19 protein-coding genes and 1 pseudogene are annotated in these 20,073 nt (G+C 74.2%); 11 read left to right on the plus strand and 9 right to left on the minus strand.

Annotated features, from left to right (window positions below; translation table 11 throughout):
• The 4 genes and pseudogenes from ACFPBZ_RS22675 to ACFPBZ_RS22690 all read left to right on the plus strand — a co-directional run.
• Positions 1 to 468, plus strand: a pseudogene (locus ACFPBZ_RS22675) (hypothetical protein); the annotation flags it as partial.
• Positions 469 to 526: 58 nt separating this feature from the next.
• The gene (gene trxB / locus ACFPBZ_RS22680; RefSeq protein ID WP_378038379.1) at positions 527 to 1,540 is read left to right on the plus strand and encodes a thioredoxin-disulfide reductase; all 1,014 of its coding nucleotides are present in this window, start codon (positions 527 to 529) and stop codon (positions 1,538 to 1,540) included.
• 32 nt (positions 1,541 to 1,572) lie between these two features.
• The gene (gene trxA, locus ACFPBZ_RS22685; protein WP_378038380.1) at positions 1,573 to 1,899 is read left to right on the plus strand and encodes a thioredoxin; all 327 of its coding nucleotides are present in this window, start codon (positions 1,573 to 1,575) and stop codon (positions 1,897 to 1,899) included.
• Between the two features lie 272 nt (positions 1,900 to 2,171).
• On the plus strand, positions 2,172 to 3,332 hold the full coding sequence (locus ACFPBZ_RS22690) for an N-acetylmuramoyl-L-alanine amidase (protein WP_378038381.1): 1,161 nt from the start codon (positions 2,172 to 2,174) through the stop codon (positions 3,330 to 3,332).
• A 153-nt stretch (positions 3,333 to 3,485) separates the two neighbouring features.
• Here ACFPBZ_RS22690 and ACFPBZ_RS22695 read toward each other — a convergent pair whose 3' ends face one another.
• Positions 3,486 to 4,154, minus strand: a complete 669-nt coding sequence (locus ACFPBZ_RS22695) for a GNAT family N-acetyltransferase (protein ID WP_378038382.1) — start codon at positions 4,152 to 4,154, stop codon at positions 3,486 to 3,488.
• 213 nt (positions 4,155 to 4,367) lie between these two features.
• On the opposite strand from ACFPBZ_RS22695, the gene ACFPBZ_RS22700 reads away from it, so the two are divergent.
• Both ACFPBZ_RS22700 and ACFPBZ_RS22705 read left to right on the plus strand, forming a co-directional pair.
• Positions 4,368 to 5,747, plus strand: coding sequence for an aminotransferase-like domain-containing protein (locus ACFPBZ_RS22700; protein ID WP_378038383.1), 1,380 nt, complete (start codon positions 4,368 to 4,370; stop codon positions 5,745 to 5,747).
• A 105-nt stretch (positions 5,748 to 5,852) separates the two neighbouring features.
• A complete protein-coding gene (locus tag ACFPBZ_RS22705) occupies positions 5,853 to 6,830 on the plus strand; it encodes a D-alanine--D-alanine ligase family protein (protein WP_378038384.1) in 978 nt (325 codons plus the stop codon).
• Between the two features lie 53 nt (positions 6,831 to 6,883).
• Here the strand turns inward: ACFPBZ_RS22705 and ACFPBZ_RS22710 are convergent, their stop codons facing one another.
• From ACFPBZ_RS22710 to rpmH, 8 genes are all read right to left on the minus strand, one after another.
• Positions 6,884 to 7,927 (minus strand): ParB/RepB/Spo0J family partition protein, encoded by a 1,044-nt coding sequence (locus ACFPBZ_RS22710; protein ID WP_378038385.1) that lies wholly within the window; start codon positions 7,925 to 7,927, stop codon positions 6,884 to 6,886.
• Entirely contained in the window at positions 7,924 to 8,889 is a 966-nt protein-coding gene (locus ACFPBZ_RS22715; RefSeq protein ID WP_378038443.1) for a ParA family protein, read from the minus strand. Before ACFPBZ_RS22715 ends, ACFPBZ_RS22710 begins: the two co-directional genes overlap by 4 nt.
• 107 nt (positions 8,890 to 8,996) lie before the next feature.
• Positions 8,997 to 9,725, minus strand: a complete 729-nt coding sequence (rsmG, locus tag ACFPBZ_RS22720; protein ID WP_378038386.1) for a 16S rRNA (guanine(527)-N(7))-methyltransferase RsmG — start codon at positions 9,723 to 9,725, stop codon at positions 8,997 to 8,999.
• Positions 9,726 to 9,817: 92 nt separating this feature from the next.
• Positions 9,818 to 10,381, minus strand: a complete 564-nt coding sequence (locus ACFPBZ_RS22725; protein WP_378038387.1) for a Jag family protein — start codon at positions 10,379 to 10,381, stop codon at positions 9,818 to 9,820.
• 129 nt (positions 10,382 to 10,510) lie between these two features.
• Positions 10,511 to 11,632 (minus strand): membrane protein insertase YidC, encoded by a 1,122-nt coding sequence (gene yidC, locus ACFPBZ_RS22730; RefSeq protein WP_378038388.1) that lies wholly within the window; start codon positions 11,630 to 11,632, stop codon positions 10,511 to 10,513.
• On the minus strand, positions 11,626 to 12,015 hold the full coding sequence (yidD, locus tag ACFPBZ_RS22735) for a membrane protein insertion efficiency factor YidD (RefSeq protein WP_378038389.1): 390 nt from the start codon (positions 12,013 to 12,015) through the stop codon (positions 11,626 to 11,628). Before yidD ends, yidC begins: the two co-directional genes overlap by 7 nt.
• A gap of 167 nt (positions 12,016 to 12,182) precedes the next feature.
• Positions 12,183 to 12,524: a ribonuclease P protein component gene (gene rnpA, locus ACFPBZ_RS22740; protein ID WP_378038390.1), complete on the minus strand. Its 342-nt coding sequence runs from the start codon at positions 12,522 to 12,524 to the stop codon at positions 12,183 to 12,185.
• Between the two features lie 37 nt (positions 12,525 to 12,561).
• The gene (gene rpmH, locus ACFPBZ_RS22745) at positions 12,562 to 12,705 is read right to left on the minus strand and encodes a 50S ribosomal protein L34 (RefSeq protein ID WP_378038444.1); all 144 of its coding nucleotides are present in this window, start codon (positions 12,703 to 12,705) and stop codon (positions 12,562 to 12,564) included.
• 472 nt (positions 12,706 to 13,177) lie between these two features.
• On the opposite strand from rpmH, the gene dnaA reads away from it, so the two are divergent.
• From dnaA to ACFPBZ_RS22770, 5 genes are all read left to right on the plus strand, one after another.
• Positions 13,178 to 14,887, plus strand: a complete 1,710-nt coding sequence (gene dnaA, locus ACFPBZ_RS22750) for a chromosomal replication initiator protein DnaA (protein ID WP_378038391.1) — start codon at positions 13,178 to 13,180, stop codon at positions 14,885 to 14,887.
• A gap of 721 nt (positions 14,888 to 15,608) precedes the next feature.
• Positions 15,609 to 16,841 carry a DNA polymerase III subunit beta gene (gene dnaN / locus ACFPBZ_RS22755; RefSeq protein WP_378038392.1) on the plus strand — a complete coding sequence of 411 codons (1,233 nt, stop codon included), beginning with the start codon at positions 15,609 to 15,611 and terminating at the stop codon, positions 16,839 to 16,841.
• An 86-nt stretch (positions 16,842 to 16,927) separates the two neighbouring features.
• Complete coding sequence (gnd, locus tag ACFPBZ_RS22760) at positions 16,928 to 17,839, plus strand: phosphogluconate dehydrogenase (NAD(+)-dependent, decarboxylating) (RefSeq protein ID WP_378038393.1); 912 nt, start codon at positions 16,928 to 16,930, stop codon at positions 17,837 to 17,839.
• A gap of 10 nt (positions 17,840 to 17,849) precedes the next feature.
• Entirely contained in the window at positions 17,850 to 19,028 is a 1,179-nt protein-coding gene (recF, locus tag ACFPBZ_RS22765) for a DNA replication/repair protein RecF (RefSeq protein ID WP_378038394.1), read from the plus strand.
• 334 nt (positions 19,029 to 19,362) lie between these two features.
• A complete protein-coding gene (locus ACFPBZ_RS22770; RefSeq protein WP_378038445.1) occupies positions 19,363 to 19,860 on the plus strand; it encodes a DciA family protein in 498 nt (165 codons plus the stop codon).
• Positions 19,861 to 20,073: the final 213 nt, after the last annotated feature.

The raw sequence follows: 20,073 nt of genomic DNA on the forward strand, positions 1-20,073 counted from the left end.
GCGCCGTCGGGGTCCGGCCCCGCCGGTCGTCGCGACCCGCGCCGGCCCGCCCGGGCCCGGCGGCTCCTCGTCGGGGGCCTCACCGCCGCGGCCGCCATCGCGGTGCTCGTCGGGATCGGGGTCGGCACGGGCGGCAGCGGTGGGGCACCGGCGCCCACGGCCGTCCCGGGGCCCGGTCCCGTCGTCGTGTCGGCCACCGACCTGCCGGCCGCCTTCCGCAGCGGCCTCGGGGCCCGCGACCCGTCCCCGCTGTCCGACCCGGTCACGCGCGCGGGCTGCCTCGTCGCGCACGGCCTCCCGGCGGGCACGGTCCCGCTCGGGACGCGGGCCGTGGTCGTCGACGGGCGCCCGGGCACGCTGCTGGTCCTGACCACCGGCCAGGCGGGGCGGTTCCGGCTGCTCGTGGTGGGCCCGGGGTGCGCCGAGGGCCGGCCCGACACGGTGGCGGAGGCCACGGTGGGCGGCTGAGTGCGGCGGCGGGACGCCGGTGGGGAATCCTGGGCGGGTGGGAGACGTTGCATCGGACGTGAGTGAGCAGACCATCCACGACGTGATCGTCGTGGGATCCGGACCGGCGGGGTACACCGCGGCGACGTACGCGTCGCGCGCACAGCTCGACGTCGTGGTCTTCGAGGGCAGCCAGTTCGGCGGTGCCCTGATGACGACGACCGAGGTGGAGAACTACCCCGGCTTCTCCGACGGGATCATGGGCCCCGAGCTCATGGACCAGATGCGTCGCCAGGCCGAGCGCTTCGGCGCCGACCTGCGTCCCACCGACGTCGACGCGCTCGACCTCGACGGTGACGTCAAGACCGTCACCGTCGGCTCCGAGCAGCACCGGGCGCGCACCGTCATCCTCGCGATGGGGGCCGCGCCGCGCTACGTCGGCGTCCCCGGTGAGGAGCGGCTCCTCGGCCACGGCGTCAGCGCCTGTGCCACCTGCGACGGGTTCTTCTTCCGCGACCACGACATCGTCGTGGTCGGCGGCGGCGACTCCGCCATGGAGGAGGCCACCTTCCTCACCCGGTTCGCCCGATCGGTCACGATCGTGCACCGCCGGGAGGAGTTCCGGGCCTCCGGGATCATGCTGGAGCGCGCGCGGGCCAACGAGAAGATCACCTTCCGGACGAACGCCGTGGTCACCGAGGTCCTCGGCGACCAGTCCGTGACCGGCGTGAAGGTGCGCGACACCGTGACCGGCGAGGAGGACGTCCTGGAGGCCAGCGGGATGTTCGTCGCCATCGGGCACGACCCGCGCTCCGGCCTGGTCGCCGGCCAGATCGACACCGACGACGAGGGCTACGTGCGCGTCGACACGCCGAGCACCTACACCAATCTCCCGGGTGTGTTCGCCTGCGGCGACCTGATCGACAAGACCTACCAGCAGGCCATCACGGCGGCCGGCAGCGGCTGCACGGCGTCGATCGACGCCGAGCGGTGGCTGGCGGAGAACCCCGCCGTCCGCACCCCGGAGACGTCGCCGAAGCCGACCGTCGACTCCGAGTTCCACCCCGAGCTCGACGCCGTCCCGGCGTCCTGACCGTTCGACCCCTGATCCGAGGAGGATCCCTGATGGGCAGCCCCGTCAACGTCACCGACTCCACGTTCTCCGACGAGGTGTTGAACAGCGACAAGCCCGTGCTGGTCGACTTCTGGGCGACCTGGTGCGGCCCGTGCAAGATGGTCGCCCCGGTGCTCGAGGAGATCGCGGCGGAGCACGGCGACAAGATCACCGTCGCCAAGCTCGACATCGACCAGAACCAGGCGACCGCGCGTGACTACCAGGTCATGTCGATCCCCACGATGATCGTCTTCCAGGGCGGCAAGCCCGTGAAGCAGATCGTCGGCGCGAAGCCGAAGGCCGCGCTGCTGAACGACCTCTCCGACGTGCTCGGCTGAGCCGTACGTCGCCGCTGAACGCCGGGTCCGGACCTCGTCCGGGCCCGGCGTTCGTGTGTCCGCCCGAGGGTGCCGCGGACGGCGAACCCGAACCGTGACCCACCGGCGCGGGCCCGATGCCGGGTGCACCGGGGCGGGCAGGGCACAATGAGGCCGCAGTGAACCGTGGTGACGCCCGAGTCGACCAGTCCGGCGACGGCGGTGGTGGTGGTATCCGAAACCGGGCCCGGACGGGCCACCGGCACGGGACCCGACAGGACGGGAGCGACCGAATGCAGCTGCTGAGCCGCGGCGACACCGGTCCGGCGGTCGCCGAGGTGCGCGCAGCGCTCGAGGAGCTCAAGCTGCTCGAGCCCGCGGACGCGGCGCTCTCCGTGTTCGATCCGGCCCTCTTCGACAGTGCGCTCGAGGACGCCGTGCGGGCCTTCCAGCAGAACCGGGGCCTGATCACCGACGGCATCGTCGGGTCGGCCACCTACCGGGCCCTGCGGGACGCCCGGTGGTCGCTGGGCGACCGGATGCTGTGCCTCCAGACCACGAACATGATGACCGGCGACGACGTGTTCGCGCTGCAGGAGCGGCTCCTCGAGCTGGGGTACGACTCCGGGCGCGCCGACGGGGCGTTCGGCCGCCAGACCGAGCAGGCGCTGCGCAGCTTCCAGCGCGACTACGGCATGGCCCCGGACGGCATGTGCGGGCCGCGCACGCTGCGTCACCTCGGGTACCTCGGGCGCAAGGTCACCGGTGGGCGTCCGGGGCTGCTCCGGGAGCAGGAGCGGCTGCACCGCGCCGGCCCCCGGCTGACGGGGAAGCGCATCGTGATCGATCCAGGCCACGGCGGGGACACCCCCGGCGTCCGCGTCGGGGACGTCACCGAGGCCGACCTGGTCTCCGACATCGCCCGCCGGCTCGAGGGCCGGATGGCGGCCGCCGGCATGGAGGCCCTGCTCTCCCACGGCCCGCAGGACTGCCCCTCCGACGCCGAGCGGGCCGGGTTCGCGAACACGGCCGGCGCCGACGTGGTGCTCTCGCTGCACGTCGACGCGAACGCCAGCACCGCCGCGAACGGCCTGTCAGCGTTCCACTTCGGCACGGGCACCGGCGCGACGTCCACGGTCGGCGAGGCCCTCGCGGGCTACATCCACCGCGAGCTGCTCGCCCGCACCCGCATGCTCGACTGCGGGGTGCACCCGCGGCCGTGGGAGCTCCTGCGGCTCACGCGGATGCCGGCGGTGCGGGTGGAGATCGGCTACCTGACGAACGACTCGGACCGCGCGGCGCTGCTCGACCCGGCCTTCCGCGACGTGGTCGCCGAGGGGATCCTCGTGGCCGTCAAGCGCCTCTACCTGCTCGGCCAGAACGACAAGCCGACCGGCACCTTCACCTTCTCCGACATCCTGCAGCGCGAAGAGGGCAGCCCGATCGGCGCCTAGGTGGCCTACGGCCATGTGAGCACTTTCCGGGGCTATGGCACGCGAAAGTGCTCACAAGCCACGGCGGCGCCGATCGAACGCGCGTCGGACATGCGTGTGTGAGCACTTTCGGGCGCCATAGCCCGGGAAAGTGCTCACACGCACGAAGTGCACCTAGCGGGGTGCGCCCACCGGCGCGGCGGGGGCCGTCGTGACGGTGACCGATCCCAGGAGCTGGGCGATCGCCGCCTCGACGTCCTCCTTCCAGGAGAACCCGGTGCGCATCTCGAGACGCAGGCGCGGCCAGCGGTGGTGCGGCGCGACCGTCTTGAACCCGACCGCACGCAGGAACGCGGCGGGGAGCACGCAGGAGGGGGTGTCCTCGCCCGTGCGGCCGTGGGCCTCGCCGCGCGGGCGCTCGGCGGTGTCGCCGAACGCCTCGAGCGCCTTCACACCGCGGCGCGACAGGTCGCGGACGACGTCCTGGACCAGCAGCCGGCCGATGCCGGAGCCGGAGAAGTCGGGGACCACGTGCAGGCCGCAGAGCAGCACCGCGTCGGCGCCGACGGGCGAGGTTGGGAAGGCGGCGGCGCGGGGGACCGCGGCCGGCGGGGCGTAGAAGGCGTAGCCGGCGGGGACGCCGTCGACGTGGGCGATGCGCCCGCACGAGCCCCACTCGAGCAGGACCCCGGAGACCCAGGACTCCTTCTCGAGCTCGAGGGTGCCGAACTCCTCGGCCTGGGAGCCCAGGTGCGGCGGGAGCTCCCAGTACACGCACCGACGGCAGCCCTTGGGCAGCTCCTCGATGTTGTCGAGGGTGATCCCGACGCACTCTCGCGACACCGACACTCCCGTCCTTCCCCGCCGCGCGTCCCGATCGCGACGAGGCATGCGTACTCTCCCCCGACGCCGACGACAATACGGGCGCCCCGGGTCGGGTGACCCCCGTGGGCACCGACTCGTCCTCCGGCTTTCGCCACACCTCCTCGACCCCGGCACCGCGCCGCGTAGAGTCGCGAGGCGATCCACTCGTGAACAGATCACGGAGAGTCGCTGATGACGCCGACGCCCCCCGTCCCCCGGTCCCTCGCCCCCCACGGGGCCGCGGCGGCGGGCGCGACGGCGGCGGCGGCGTCCAGCGGCGACCCGCACCTCGACCGGTACGCCGCCCGCACGGCCGGGATGACGGCGTCGGAGATCCGGGCCCTGTTCGCGGTCGCCAGCCGCCCGGAGGTCGTCTCCCTCGCCGGGGGCATGCCGAACCTGGCCGCGCTCCCGCTCGACTCGCTGGGGGTCGAGGTGGGCCAGCTGATCGCGGCCGAGGGACAGAGCGCCCTGCAGTACGGCTCCGCCCAGGGCGTGCCGGTGCTGCGGGAGCAGATCGGCGAGGTGATGGCGTTCGAGGCGGGCTCGACGGCGGCGACCGGCGGGTTCGCGCCCGACGACGTCGTGGTCACCGTGGGCTCGCAGTCGGCGCTCGACATGCTCACCCGCCTGTTCGTCGACCCGGGCGACGTCGTGCTCGCCGAGTCGCCGTCCTACGTCGGGGCGCTGGGCTCGTTCGCCGCCTACCAGGCCGAGGTCCGGCACGTCGCGATGGACGACGACGGCCTCGTCCCGGCGGCCCTGGAGGAGGCCCTCGACCGGCTGGTCCGGGAGGGCCGCCGCGCGAAGTTCCTCTACACCGTGCCGAACTTCCACAACCCGGTCGGCGTCTCGCTCGCCACCGACCGCCGGCCCGAGGTCGTCGAGCTGTGCCGCCGGTACGGCGTGCTGATCGTCGAGGACAACCCCTACGGGCTGCTCGGCTTCGACGGGCAGACCTACCCGTCGCTGCGCTCGCTCGACCCGGAGAACGTCGTCTACCTCGGCTCCTTCTCCAAGATCTTCGCCTCCGGGCTGCGGGTCGGCTGGGCGCTGGCGCCGCACGGCATCAAGGACAAGCTCGTCCTGGCCGCCGAGTCGGCCACCCTGTGCCCGCCGGCGTTCACGCAGCTCGTGGTCTCGCGCTACCTCGCGACGCACGACTGGCGGAGCCAGGTGAAGTCGTTCCGGGAGATGTACCGGGAGCGCTGCGAGGCGATGCTCGCGGCCCTCGAGACCCACCTGCCCGCCGGGTGCCACTGGACGCGGCCGCAGGGCGGCTTCTTCGTGTGGGCGACGGTGCCCGAGGGCGTCGACACCCGCGCGATGCTCCCGCGGGCGATCACGGCGCGCGTCGCGTACGCCTCGGGCACCGGTTTCCACGCCGACGGCTCGGGCAGCCGCCACATGCGGCTCTCGTTCTGCTACCCGCCGCCCGAGCGCATCACCGAGGGCGTGCGCCGGCTGGCCGGGGTGCTCGACGGCGAGCTGGAGCTGCTGCGCACCTTCGGTGTGACCGGCCCGCGCTCGTCCGCCACCGGGCCGCAGGCGCCGGCGGTCGACACCGCCTGACCCCGGGCCCGACGGGACCTGCCGGGCACGGACGCCCGTGCCCGGCCGGTCCCGTCGCCCGGCTAGGGTCGCCGCCGTGATCGACCCCGTCGCACCCACCGCCCCGTGACCGCGCCCGCCGCCCCGGGAGGACGCCCGGCCGAGCGGTCCGTCGCCGTCCTCGCCGGCGGGCTCTCCCACGAGCGGGACGTGTCGCTGCGCTCCGGGCGCCGGATCGCGGCGGTCCTGCGCGACACCGGGATCGCGGTCGACGAGTGGGACACCGACGCCGCACTCGTCGGCCGCCTGCGCGACACCCGCCCCGACGCGGTCGTCGTCGCCCTCCACGGCGGCGAGGGGGAGAACGGGGCCGTGCAGAGCGTGCTGGAGCTGCTCGGGGTCCCGTTCGTGGGCACCGGCGGCCGGGCCTGCCGGCGCGCGCACGACAAGCCCAGCGCGAAGGCCGAGCTCGCCCGCGCGGGGCTCGACACCCCGGAGTGGGTGGCCCTGCCCCACACGACCTTCCGGGAGCTCGGGGCCGGGGCGGTCCTCGACGCGCTCGTCGGGACGCTCGGGCTGCCCCTGATGCTCAAGCCGGACCAGGGCGGCTCGGCGCTCGGCGCCCAGGTGGTTCGCGACGCCGCCGACCTGCCCTCGGCGATGGTGGGCGCCCTGGCCTACTCGGAGACGGTGCTCGTCGAGCGGTTCGTCTCCGGGGTGGAGGTCGCCATCTCGGTGATCGACACCGGGGACGGGCCCGAGGCGCTCCCGGCCGTCGAGGTCGAGCCCGAGGGCGGCGTCTACGACTACACGGCCCGCTATACCGCCGGCCTGACCCGCTTCCACTGCCCGGCGCGCGTCGACCCGGGGACGGCGGAGCGGATCGCCGCCGCGGCGGTCGCCGCGCACCGCGCCCTCGATCTGCGCGACCTCTCCCGCACCGACGCGATCGTCGACGCCGACGGACGGGTGCAGGTGCTCGAGGTCAACGTCTCGCCCGGACTCACCGAGAACTCGCTCCTGCCGCTCGCGATCGCCGCGGCCGGACGGGATCTCGGAGAGGTCTTCGGCCTCCTCGTCGATCGCGCCGTCCGGCGGGGCTGAGCCGTACAGGCGATCTCAGGGCGCCCTGAGATCGCCGCTGCCGGCCCGGACGATCACCCCTCGGGTGAGGAGCCCGGGAGGGGCTTCGAGTTCATCAGCGAGGCGATGCGCTCCAGATCGTCGACCGAACCGAACTCGACGACGATCCGGCCCTTGCGCTGACCGAGCTCGACCTTGACCCGGGTGTCGTAGGCGTCCGACAGACGCTCGGCGAGGTCCTGCAGCCCGGGCGCGTGGAGCTTGCGCGCGGGGGAGCGCTTCTTCGCCGCCGCCGGCCCTGTCTCGCCGCGGGCGAGGGTCACGGCCTCCTCGGCCGCCCGCACCGACATGCCCTCGGCCACGATCCGCGCCGCGAGCTCCTCCTGGGCGCCGGTGTCGTCGAGACCCAGGAGCGCGCGGGCGTGGCCGGCCGACAGGATCCCGGCCGCCACCCGGCGCTGCACGGCGACGGGGAGGCGGAGCAGCCGGATCGTGTTGGTGATCGCGGGCCGACTGCGCCCGATGCGCTCGGCGAGCTGCTCGTGCGTCACGGCGAACTCGGTCAGGAGCTGCTGGTAGGCGGCCGCCTCCTCGAGCGGGTTGAGCTGCACCCGGTGGATGTTCTCGAGCAGGGCGTCGCGCAGCAGGTCGTCGTCGGAGGTGCTGCGCACGATCGCGGGGATGTGCGCGAGCCCGGCGCGCTGGGCGGCCCGCCAGCGCCGCTCGCCCATGACGAGCTCGTGGGTGATCTCGGCGCCGGCCTCGCCGGGCAGCGGGGTGTCGAGCTCCCGCACGACGATCGGCTGCAGGAGCCCGAACTCGCGCACGGAGTGCTCGAGCTCCGCGAGCGCCTCCTCGTCGAAGACCGTCCGCGGCTGGCGCGGGTTGGCCCGGATCCCGTCGACGCGCACCTCGCGGTACACGGCACCGGCCACCGCACCGCCGTCGACGGGCTCGTCGGCCGTCCGCAGCACGGGGCCGGGCGACGGCGTGCGCTGCCCGATGACGACGTCGGCCGCCCGGGTGCCCACGCCCGGTCGGTTGTCGCCGGGCTCGGGCGGACCGGTGGGGATGAGGGCGGCCAGCCCGCGGCCGAGACCGCCACGGCGCTCGGTCATCGCGACTCCCCGGCGTTGACCGTGGCCTCGGCCCGCTGCTCGGCGACCGCGGCCCGCATGGCGAACTCGCGCGCCGCGTCGAGGTAGCTCATCGCGCCGCGGGAGCCCGGGTCGTAGGTCAGGACGGTCTGCCCGAAGCCGGGGGCCTCGCTGACCTTGACGCTGCGGGGGATCACGGTGCGCAGGACGAGGTCGCCGAAGTGGTGCCGGACCTCGTGCGTGACCTGGTCGGCCAGCTTGGTCCGCCCGTCGTACATCGTCAGCAGGATCGTCGAGACGTGCAGCGACGGGTTGAGGTGCGACTGCACCAGCCCGATGTTGTTCAGCAGCTGGCTCAGGCCCTCCAGCGCGTAGTACTCGCACTGGATCGGGATGAGCACCTCCGGCGCCCCGACCATCGCGTTCAGCGTGAGCAGGCCGAGCGAGGGCGGGCAGTCGACGAGGACGTAGTCGACGTCGAGCCGGTCGAGCGCCTCGGCGGAGAGCGCCTGCTTGAGGCGCGACTCCCGGTTCATCATCGACACGAGCTCGATCTCGGCGCCGGCCAGGTCGATGGTGGCGGGCACGCACAGGAGGTCGGAGGAGCGGTCGCAGACCTGCGCGGCCTGGTCGAGCGTCAGCTCGCCGATGAGCACCTCGTAGATGGACGGGGTGCCGCTGCGGTGGTCGACCCCGAGCGCGGTGCTGGCGTTCCCCTGGGGGTCGAGGTCGATGACGAGCACGCGCGCACCGTGCAGCGCGAGCGCCGCGGCGAGGTTCACCGTGCTCGTCGTCTTGCCGACCCCGCCCTTCTGGTTGGCCACCGTGATGACCCGGCGGCGGGCCGGCCGGGGCATCCGGTGGTCCTCGGGGTGGAGCACCCGGGCGGCCCGGGCGGCCTCCTCGGCGATCGGGGTGAGGCCCCCGCCGTCGCCGTAGATGACCTCGCCGGCCCCGAGCACGCCGGCGTTCACGGTCGACACCGCGTCGCTCACGGCCTCGCGGACCTTCTCCGCGCTGGGCTTGTCCACCCGGGGTCGGTCCGTCGTTCCACGGCGCGTTTCACGTGGAACGTTCGCGCGTCCTTCGGTCACGAGGATCGGTCCTTCCTGCCACGGGCGCGTCGTCCGCTCCCCGGGCCTGAGCCCGCAGCGGTTCGCCGTTCCGTCCGATGTACCACCACGATGTGCGTCGTGGTGTCTCCCGCGCCGCACGTGACGACCTCGACCTCGCCACCACCCGCGGATCGGAGGTCGACCGCGTCGCGACGCACCTCGTCGTGCGCGCTCGCGCCCTTGAGCGCGGCCAGTCTCCCACCCGGTCTCACGAGGGGGAGCGTCCACTCCGCCAGGCGTCCCAGGGGCGCCACGGCGCGGGCGGTGGCGACGTCGGACTCGCCGCACGCCCGGCGCGTCTCGCGCTCCTCGGCCCGTCCGCGGTGCACCACGACGTCGAGCCCGAGATCGGCCACGACCTCCTCGAGCCACGCCACCCGCCGGGCCATCGGCTCGAGCAGGGTGATGCGGAGGTCGGGCCGGGCGAGGGCGAGCGGAATCCCGGGGAGGCCGGCGCCCGACCCCACGTCGACCACGGTCGCCCCGTGCGGCACGGCCGTCCCGACGAGCGCCGAGTTCACCAGGTGCCGGTTCCAGAGCCGGGGGAGCTCCCTCGGCCCGATGACGCCCTGCTCCCGGCCGGGCCCCGCGAGCAGGTCGGCGAACCGCTGCGCCCGCGGCAGCGCGTCCCCGAAGAGCTCGACGGCCTCGGGGGTCGGGACCGAGGGACCCTCCTCGACCCGACCCGGGTCCTCGAGCGTCATGCGCGGCCCCCTACGGGAGCCGTTCCACGTGAAACAGCCCCCGCACCCGGGAGCACCGGGGCGGGGGCGTCCGACGACATCGGGGCCACGGGTCAGCGGCCGGGCAGGACGACCACGCGACGGCGGGGCTCCTCGCCCTCGCTCTCGCTGTGCACGCCGTCCACCGACGCCACCGCGTCGTGCACGATCTTGCGCTCGAACGGCGTCATCGGGCGCAGCTTCTGGCTCTCGCCCGACTCCTTGACCTCCTCGGCCGCGCGTCGGCCGAGCTCGGTCAGCTCGCTGCGACGGTGGGAGCGCCACCCGGCGATGTCGAGCATCAGGCGGTTCCGGGTGCCGGTGCTCTGCTGGACGGCGAGCCGGGTCAGCTCCTGGAGAGACTCGAGGACGTCGCCGCGCTGGCCCACCAGCTTCTCGAGGTCCTTGCCGCCGTCGATGCTCACGATGGCGCGCCCGGCCTCGACGTCGAGGTCGATGTCCCCGTCGAAGTCGAGGATGTCGAGCAGCCGCTCGAGGTAGTCCCCGGCGATGTCGCCCTCGCGGACGAGGATCTCCTGGGAGGTCGGCCCTCCGGAGGCCTCGGTCGCCTCGTCCGCACCGGCGGCGCCGGACGGGTCGTCACTGGTGCGGTCGTCCGACTGCAGGGTCTCGGACACGACATGTCTCCTCTCGACGGGCCGCACTCGGCGGCCCTCCTCCGGTCCGGCGGTACCGATCCTCATCGGGCGAGGGACGGCGGCCGGGAGTTGTGGGGGCGGGTCCGCGGCCGGGACCCGCCGGCCGGGTCAGCGGCGCTTCTTCGACTTCTTGCCGGGACGGCTGGACGACGCCAGCTGGCCGGAGCGCGAGCCGTTCTTGCCGCCCTGGCCGTTCGCGGCCGACCCGACCTTGCCGGGCGCGGCGCGGCCGCTGCCCTTCCCGGAGGTCGGTCGCGCGCCGGGGCGGGGCTTCGTGGGCGTGGCCGCCACCACCGGGGCGGACACGGCGTCCTCGGGCTCGTCGAGCTCGGTGACCGCGTCCCGGGGCTCCGCCGTGACGCCGTTCGACGCGCGCTTCGGCTTCTGTCCGGGCTTCGGGGCGAGGAGGTCGCGCTGGGCCGCGGCCTGGGTGCGCTGCTCCTCCTCCTCCTTCGCGATCTTCCCGTAGACGAGGTACTGCTGGGTCAGCGTCCAGGAGTTGTTGGACAGCCAGTAGAGCAGGATCGCGATGGGGAAGAAGGCGCCGAAGACGAGCACGCCGAGCGGGAACAGCCACATCGTCAGCTTCTGCATGATCGCGGCCTGCGGGTTGGCCGCGGAGGCCGGCGACTGGTGGGCCGCGGAGACACGCGCCGTGAAGTGGGTCGCGACGCTGGCGATGATCATCAGCGGCAGGGCGACCGGGATGACGTGCGGGTTGAAGTCGCCGAAGTTCAGCGAGAAGGACCCGACGGCCTGCAGGTTGCCGCTGATCGCGTCCGAGAGCTTGGCGCCGAAGAGCGTGGCGTTGTCGAACGACAGGATGTCGTTGTAGCTGAAGACGTAGTTGTAGGCGTAGTCGGTGCGGAACCCGCGCAGGACGTGGAACAGGCCGATGAAGACCGGGAGCTGCACGAGGACCGGCAGACAGCCGCCCAGCGGGTTGACGCCGTGCTCCTTCTGGAGCTTCTGCATCTCCTCCGCGAGCTTCGTGCGGTCGTTCTTGTACTTCTCCTGCAGCTTCTTGATCTGCGGCTGGAACTCCTGCATCTTCCGCATCGAGCGGACCTGGCTGACGAACGGCTTGAACAGCAGCGCGCGCAGGGTGAAGACCAGGAAGATGACCGAGAGCGCCCAGGCGAACCCGTTGTCGGCGCCCAGCACGTAGCCGAACACCTTGTGCCAGAACCACAGGATGGCCGACACCGGGTAGTAGATGACGTTCAGCACGACGCTTGCTCCTCGCTGATGGGGGCTCCGGCTCCCCGGGGGGCAGGGCGGTCAGGGTCCACGCCCCCGCCGGCGCGACCGTCGGAGGCGGTGCCGTCGGGGGAGGCGCACGACGGGTCATGCCGTCGTGGGGGAACGGGGTCCAGGCCACCAGGGTGCCAGGGCGCGCACTTGAGCAGGCGCACGGTGGCGAGGCCGGTCCCGCGGAGCACGCCGTGCACCTGCAGCGCCTCGACCGCGTAGGCGCTGCAACTGGGGTGGAAGCGGCAGTGCGGCAGGAACATGGGGGAGATCCACCGGCGGTACACGCCGAGCAGGGCGATGAGCAGGCGGGCGGCCGGGCCGGGACGCGGCCCGGCATCCGGACGCGTACCAGCGGTCACGACGCTGCCCTCCGTCGGTTTCCCGTGAAACCTCGTCCCGGCGCGGGACGGTCGCCCCACGGCCGACGGCGCCCGCTCGCGGTCGCCGTCCGGACCCATGGTGCCCGTCCCGTGCTCCCGGAGCGACCAGATCCCGGCCACGGACCCCCTCGGGGAGGTCGCGATGGTCACGGATCGCCGCCCAGGCCGACCCGGCGCAACGCGCCGTCGAGGTCCTCGGCCAGTTCGGCCGACGTCGCGCCGGCCGCGGGCGGATGGGCCCGGACGACGAGCGCGGTGCCCGGCGGCAAAATTGGTAACCGGTCGGCGACGAGATGACGCAGGCACCGGGTCAACCGGTGGCGTTCGACCGATCCGCCGACCGCGCGACCGACGACGAAGCCGGCGCGGGTGGTGCCGTCGTCGGCCAGGGCGTGCACCGACAGACGACGGCGTCCCGCCCGTCGCCCACGCCGTATCACCCGACGGAAGTCGTCGGGTCGGCGGACGCGGTGGGCGCGGGGCAGCACGAGGAGAGGTGCGGACCGCGAGGCCCGGACGCTCGGGTCAGGCGCTCAGCTCGGAGCGGCCCTTGCGACGACGGTTCGCCAGCACCGCACGGCCGGCGCGCGTGCGCATGCGGAGCCGGAAGCCGTGGGTCTTCGAGCGACGACGGTTGTTCGGCTGGAACGTGCGCTTGCCCTTGGCCACGGCTGAGAACTCCTGCGTCGGCTCACCCCGCATCGTGGGGGAGCGCGGGTGTGCCGGGTGCACGCCGAAGAGCCAGGACATCCCTGGCACGGCGGACCCGGATCCGGTCGTTCACGAGAATAGCCCAGGGACGGGCCGTCCCCCGACGCCGGGGCCCGGTGGCACCCACGACCGCGGATCGCCCCCCGAGTGCCTCCCGCCGCCCGGGCGCAGCCGCCGACCGGGGGAGGTTGTGGGCCGGTGCGGGACCTTGTTAGCGTCCTGCACCCGCTGCGGCGGAGGGGGCGGACCCCGCGGTCGGTGACGCCGCGGGCAGGGTGCGGGAGCGGGCCGCGGCAGCGGCACACTCGGTGCGGACCTCGGACACGGGGGCCCGCGCATCGGAGCGACGCGCGTCGTGCACAGTTGTGGACAACTCTGTGGACACGCGCGCCCGCGGCGCGCCCGGACCGGGACGAGGGGAGGCTCTGCGATGTCGGACCAGCTCTCCGATCTCGACGCCACCTGGGCCCGCGTCGTCGCCGAGCTCACGCGACCCTCCGAGAACGGGCCGAGCCTGTCCGCCCAGCAGCGCGCGTGGGTCCGGGTCACCCGTCCGCTCGGTCTGCTCGACGACACCGCCCTGCTGGCCGCGCCGAGCGAGTTCGCCAAGGAGGCGATCGAGCGCGCCCTGCGCGACCCGATCGTCGACGCGCTCTCCCGCCACATCGGCCGGCCCGTGCAGCTGGCGGTCCGGGTCGACCACAGCGCCCGCACCCCCACCGACTCCGGCCCGGAGACCTCGCCCCTGCCCCGCCTCGGCTCGTCGTCCTACGAGGGCTCCTCGGCCTACGTGGACGAGCCCTACGAGGGGTACGCCGGGTCCGGGTACGTCGACGGCCGCCGCTTCGACGACGGGGGCCCCGACACCGGCTACCTCCTCGGCACCGAGCGCTCGCACCGCGCCGACGCGATCGCGGCCGCGGCCGGCGTCGGGAAGGTCACGCACAACCCTGACCGCGCGCACCCGGAGGAGGAGGTCGACGAGGTCCGCGACGGCCTCGCCGCCGTCCACGAGATCTGGAGCCCGCCCGGGCGGTCGCCCCAGGACGGGGGCCGGCCCGAGCCCGAGGTGCCGCGGGACGGCGCGCGGGGGGCCCCGCGCTCCCAGACCCGCCTCAACGAGAAGTACCTGTTCGACACCTTCGTCATCGGCGCCTCGAACCGGTTCGCCCACGCCGCGGCGGTCGCGGTGGCCGAGGCGCCGGCGCGGGCCTACAACCCGTTGTTCGTCTGGGGCGACTCCGGGCTCGGCAAGACGCACCTGCTCCACGCGGTCGGGCACTACGCCCAGCGGCTCTTCTCCGGGATGCGCGTGCGCTACGTGTCCACCGAGGAGTTCACCAACGACTTCATCAACAGCCTGCGCGACGACCGCAAGATCGCCTTCCAGCGGCGCTACCGGGACGTCGACGTGCTGCTCGTGGACGACATCCAGTTCCTCGAGGGCAAGGAGGGGACCCAGGAGGAGTTCTTCCACACCTTCAACACCCTCCACAACGCGAACAAGCAGATCGTCGTGTCCTCCGACCGGCCGCCCAAGCGCCTGGAGACCCTCGAGGACCGGCTGCGGACCCGCTTCGAGTGGGGCCTCATCACCGACATCCAGCCCCCGGAGCTCGAGACCCGCATCGCGATCCTGCGCAAGAAGGCCACGGGCGAGCGGATGGCCGCCCCGCCGGAGGTCCTCGAGTTCATCGCCGACCGGATCGAGCGCAACATCCGCGAGCTCGAGGGCGCGCTGATCCGCGTCACCGCGTTCGCGTCGCTGAACCGCCAGCCGATCGACCTCCAGCTCGCCGAGATCGTCCTGCGCGACCTCATCCCCGACTCCCGGCAGTCGGAGATCACGGCGCCGACGATCATGGCCGTGACGGCCGAGTTCTACAGCGTCTCCATCGACGACCTCACCGGTCCCGGGAAGACGAAGGCCCTCGCGCTGTCCCGCCAGATCGCGATGTACCTCTGCCGGGAGCTGACCGACCTCTCGCTGCCGCGGATCGGGCAGATGTTCGGCAACCGCGACCACACCACGGTCATGCACGCGGACAAGAAGATCCGCAAGGAGATGGCCGAGCGCCGCCGGACCTACGAGCAGGTCCAGGAGCTCACCGCGCGCATCAAGCAGCGCGCCCGCGGCTGAGGCGTCCGCCCCGCACCCGACCGGGTGGACCTCGAGGGCGGTCCCCGCGGTCGCGCACGCCCGTCCGGGGCACGCCGCGTGGTGGAACGGGCACCCGGGGCTCTCCCGTCGACCCCCGGCACCCACCCGGCGCCGAGCGGGCCGGCGTCGTCGCCGGTCGCGGTGCGTCGTGCCCGGTCGGGGCTCGTCGTGCCCTCCGGGGTGGAATCCCGACGGTGCGTGACGACGAACCGGACGACACACCACCGTGCGGGCGCAACCGGACCCCGATCGGCCCCACCGCCCGTCCGGTGCCCGCACCGGGACGGCCGCCCGCCGTGCTCCCGTCGCGCTGCGCGATCGTTCGACTCCCGATCGACCCACAGCTGGGGACAACTCTGTGGGTAACTGCCCCGCACGGGTGGACGGAGCGGTGCGCGGGAGCGGGTGCCCGCACCCTGTCCACCGGACACGCCGGACCGTCCCCGGATCCGGGCGACGCCCCGGCCGGTGGTCCACACGGGGTCCGGTCGCCCGACCTGCGTCGACGGCGGTCCTCCACAGCGTGCACAGGACCTACTGTCACTACTGTTCTTCCCCTATTGGAGAACTACCAAGAACCAGGGGTTGGGGAGGAACGATCCGCCCGGCTCTGCACAGGGCCGGAGTGTCGGACCCCTCTGTCAGGCTCTACCGTGACGACCTGCCCGGATCCGGCCCACGCCACGTCAGGAGAGCACCGATGAAGTTCCGCGTGGAGCGTGACGCGTTCGCCGACGCGGTGGCCTTCGTCGCGCGCAGCCTGCCCAGCCGGGCGCCCGTCCCGGTGCTCGGCGGCGTCCTGCTCGACGCGTCGGACGACGGCACGCTGACGGTCTCGGGGTTCGACTACGAGGTCTCGGCGCGGGTCGAGGTCCCGGCGATGATCGGCGACGGCGGCCGGGCCCTGGTCTCCGGCCGGCTCCTCGCCGACATCACCCGCTCGCTGCCGCCGCACCCGGTCGATCTCACCGTCGACGGCCCGCGTGCCTCGCTCACCTGCGGCAACGCCCGGTTCAGCCTCCCGACGATGTCGGCGGAGGACTACCCGCAGCTGCCGGAGATGCCGCCGGTGGTCGGCGAGCTGGCGCCCGACGTCTTCGCCCGCGCCGTCTCCCAGGTCGCGGTCGCCGCCGGCCGGGACGACACGCTGCCGATGCTCACCGGCATCCGCGTCGAGATCGACGGGGCCTCACTGACGATGGCGGCGACCGACCGCTTCCGGCTGGCCGTCCGCGAGTTCACCTGGGAGCCGGGCGAGACCGGCGCCGCCTCCGCCACCGGCGAGCCCACCGCGATCCTCGCGCCCGCGAAGACGCTCTCCGAGGCGGCCAAGACGCTGACGGGCGGTGGCGGCCGGATCGAGCTGGCGCTCGGCCGCGGCGACGGGCTGCTCGGGCTCGCGGGCGGCGGGCGCCGGTCCACCACCCGGCTGCTCGACGCCGAGTTCCCCCGCTACCGCCAGCTGCTCCCGAAGGAGCACACCTCCGCGGCCGTCCTCGAGATCGCCCCGCTGGTCGACGCGATCAAGCGCGTGTCGCTGGTGGCCGAGCGCGGCACGCAGGTGCGCATGGAGTTCGACGAGGGCTCGCTGCGGCTGACCGCGGGCGGGGACGACGAGGGCAGCGCCGAGGAGCAGCTGCCGTGCTCGTTCGCCGGCGAGCCGCTGACCATCGCGTTCAACCCCGGCTACCTGCTCGACGGCCTGGGCGCCCTCGGCTCCGACCACGCGCACCTGTCGTTCACCACGCCGAGCCGCCCCGCGCTGCTGCGCCCGGCCTCGGCGCCGGGGGAGAACGACGAGGCGTCCGACGGTATGGACGCGGGCGACGCGACGGCGACGGCCCCGGAGCCCGGCCCGGGCGCCGACAACGACCTCCCCGAGCCCCGCCCGGGCTACCTGTACCTGCTGATGCCGGTGCGGCTGCCGGGCTGACGCCGGCGGCTCGTGATCGTCGCCGTCGTCCAGCGGGTAGGACTGCGGTGGTAGGGACCGGACGGGGACGAGAAGGGGCGAGAAGCGTGCAGCTGGGAATGGTCGGACTCGGCCGGATGGGCGGCAACATGGCCGAGCGGCTCCGTGCTGCCGGTCACGAGGTCGTCGGCTACGCGAACGACGGCTCGGGCGACGTGCAGTCGCTGGAGGAGCTGGCCCGCACGCTCACCGCGCCGCGCACCGTGTGGCTGATGGTGCCCTCGGGCGAGGCCACGCACTCGACGGTGCAGAGCCTGTCCGAGCTGCTCGAGGCGGGCGACCTGGTGGTCGACGGCGGCAACAGCCGGTTCACCGACGACACCGTGCACGCCGAGCTCCTCGACACCAAGGGCATCCACTACGCCGACTGCGGGGTCTCCGGCGGGGTCTGGGGCCGCACCGAGGGCTACGGCCTCATGGCCGGCGGCGCCGGCGCCGACATCGAGCGCCTCATGCCCGTGTTCGACGCGCTGCGCCCGGAGGGCCCCCGCGAGGAGGGCTTCGCGCACGCCGGCCCGGTCGGCGCGGGGCACTACGCGAAGATGGTCCACAACGGCGTCGAGTACGGCCTCATGCAGGCCTACGCCGAGGGCTACGAGCTGCTCAACGCCGGCGGGCCGGTCACCGACGTCGGGGCCGTGATGAAGGCCTGGAGCCGCGGCACCGTCGTGCGCAGCTGGCTGCTCGACCTCATGGTGCTCGCCCTCGAGGCCGACCCGAACCTCGACCAGATCACCGGCTACGCCGAGGACTCCGGCGAGGGCCGCTGGACGGTCGACGAGGCCATCCTGCACGCGGTGCCCCTGCCGGTGATCTCGGCGGCGCTGTTCGCCCGCTTCTCCTCCCGCCAGACCGACTCGCCGGCGATGAAGGCGGTCGCCGCCCTCCGCGCGCAGTTCGGCGGCCACGCGGTGCACAAGGCGGGCGAGGCCGCCAACGAGCCGCCCACCGGGGGCTAGGCCGCCACTCGTGTACGTGCGGGAGCTGTCGGTCACCGACTTCCGGTCCTGGGCGCAGGCCGACCTGACGTTCGGGCCCGGGGTGTCGGTGCTGGTCGGGGCCAACGGGCAGGGGAAGACCAACCTCGTCGAGGCGGTCGGCTACCTCGCGACCCTCGGCTCGCACCGGGTCTCGTCCGACACCCCGCTCGTCCGGCGCGGGGCGGCGGCCGCGCTGGTCCGCGCGACCGTCGTCAACGCCGGTCGGGAGCTCACCGTGCAGGTGGAGATCCAGCCGGGGAAGGCCAACCGGGCGCGCGTCAACCGCTCCCCGGTGCCGCGGCCCCGCGAGATCCTGGGGATCGTCCGCACCGTCGTCTTCGCGCCGGAGGACCTCGCGCTGGTCCGCGGCGACCCGGGTGAGCGACGCGGCTTCCTCGACGACCTCCTCGTCGCCCGGGCCCCGCGGTGGGCTGGGGTGCGCAGCGAGTACGACAAGGTGCTCCGCCAGCGCTCGGCGCTGCTCAAGTCGGCCCGCGGGAGCCGGAGCGCGCGGGAGGCGGGGACCCTCGACGTCTGGGACTCCCACCTCGCTCGCGCCGGGGCCGCCCTCACCGCCGGTCGCGTCCTGCTCGGCCGGGCGCTCGCGCCGCACGTCACGGCCGCCTACGCCGACGTCGCCCCCGAGTCGATGCCGGTCGGGGCGCGCTACCGGTCGAAGGTGGCCGTGGTCGACGAGCTGGCCGGCACCGTCGACCCCGGCGTCGACGACGTGACCGGCGGACCCGGCTACGCCGACCTCGCGGCGCAGATCGAGGCGGCGCTGCTCGACGAGATCGGCCGACGCCGCGACCAGGAGATCGACCGCGGCGTGTGCCTGGTGGGGCCGCACCGCGACGAGCTCGAGCTGACCCTGGGCGACGGACCGGCGAAGGGGTACGCGAGCCACGGGGAGTCCTGGGCCCTCGCGCTGGCACTGCGCCTCGGCGGCTTCGAGCTCCTGCGCGGCGAGGGCGCCGAGCCCGTCCTCGTCCTCGACGACGTGTTCGCCGAGCTCGACGCCCGGCGGCGCGACGCCCTCGCCCGGACGGCGGCACGGGCCGAACAGGTGCTCGTCACGGCCGCCGTCGACGACGACGTGCCGGCGATCCTGTCGGGGGCGCGCTACGTGATCGCCGACGGCACGGTCCGTGACGAGATGGCGTCGTGACGGAGGAACGGGGGGCGGGCTGGTGAGCCGAATCGGTGAAGAAGGCCGGCGATCTGGGGACAGACCTGTGGATGCTGTGGACAACTTGTTCTCCCTGCCCCCCGACGACGCCCCGGGGCGTCCGGATCCGGGGCCTGACCTGCGGGGTCGGGGCGACGGTTCCGTCCACACCCCGGGCACGGACGGCGACGCGGTCCGCCTGCCCGCGGCCCGGCTGGGTCCCCGACGGCCCACGCGTCGCGCCGGGCCGGCCACGGACGGTGAGCCCGTAGCGCCGGTCGAGTCGGCGCCGGTCGAGTTCGACCCGGCCGGGACCGGCCCCCGCGGCAGCGACATCGCCCGGGCGGCGCTGGAGGCCGCCCGGGCCCAGCAGGCCGAGCGCGGGCGGACCGGCCCGCGCCGCGCCGTCCGCCGCGGGACCGGCACCGACCCCGCGCGCCGGCGACGTCGCGGGTGGTCGGGCCCCGGGGCGGACGACCGCGACCCGCAGCCCCTCGGCCGGGTCGCCTCCCGGCTCTCGGCCCAGCGCGGCTGGGCGCCCAACCTGGCGAACGGCTCGGTGTTCGGACGGTGGGCCGAGCTGGTGGGGGCCGAGGTCGCGGAGCACGCCACCCCCACCGCCCTGCGCGACGGCGAGCTCACCGTCCAGGCCGACTCCACCGCCTGGGCCACCCAGCTGCGGCTGCTCCAGCGCCAGCTGCTGGGCCGGATCGCGGCGGGTCTCGGCGACGGCGTCGTCAAGGGCATGCGGATCCACGGGCCGTCGGCGCCGAGCTGGCGGCGCGGGCCGCGGCACGTGTCGGGGCGCGGTCCGCGCGACACCTACGGCTGAGCCGGCCGACCTCCGGCGGGCCCCGTCGACCCCCCGCCGCCCCGCTCGCCCTCCGAATCACCCCCCGTCGCTCCGCTCGCCCTCTGAATCACCCCCCGTCGCTCCGCTCGCCCTCTCAGCGCCCGCTGACCGCGCCGCCACCGCCGATCAGCGTGCCGTCGGCGGTCGGGACCCTCCCAACTCGGCGCCAGGCCGTCTGCGACGCGCTGGGCG

The sequence above is a fragment of the Actinomycetospora atypica genome (assembly GCF_042653685.1).
In the GTDB taxonomy this organism is placed as follows: Bacteria; Actinomycetota; Actinomycetes; order Mycobacteriales; family Pseudonocardiaceae; genus Actinomycetospora; species Actinomycetospora atypica.

Excerpts from the sequence above, each read along its gene's own strand:
- trxA (WP_378038380.1), top strand. The coding sequence starts at position 1,573 with ATGGGCAGCCCCGTCAACGTCACCGACTCCACGTTCTCCGACGAGGTG.
- ACFPBZ_RS22690 (WP_378038381.1), top strand. The coding sequence starts at position 2,172 with ATGCAGCTGCTGAGCCGCGGCGACACCGGTCCGGCGGTCGCCGAGGTG.
- ACFPBZ_RS22700 (WP_378038383.1), top strand. The coding sequence starts at position 4,368 with ATGACGCCGACGCCCCCCGTCCCCCGGTCCCTCGCCCCCCACGGGGCC.
- ACFPBZ_RS22710 (WP_378038385.1), bottom strand. The coding sequence starts at position 7,927 with ATGACCGAGCGCCGTGGCGGTCTCGGCCGCGGGCTGGCCGCCCTCATC.
- rsmG (WP_378038386.1), bottom strand. The coding sequence starts at position 9,725 with ATGACGCTCGAGGACCCGGGTCGGGTCGAGGAGGGTCCCTCGGTCCCG.
- dnaA (WP_378038391.1), top strand. The coding sequence starts at position 13,178 with ATGTCGGACCAGCTCTCCGATCTCGACGCCACCTGGGCCCGCGTCGTC.
- dnaN (WP_378038392.1), top strand. The coding sequence starts at position 15,609 with ATGAAGTTCCGCGTGGAGCGTGACGCGTTCGCCGACGCGGTGGCCTTC.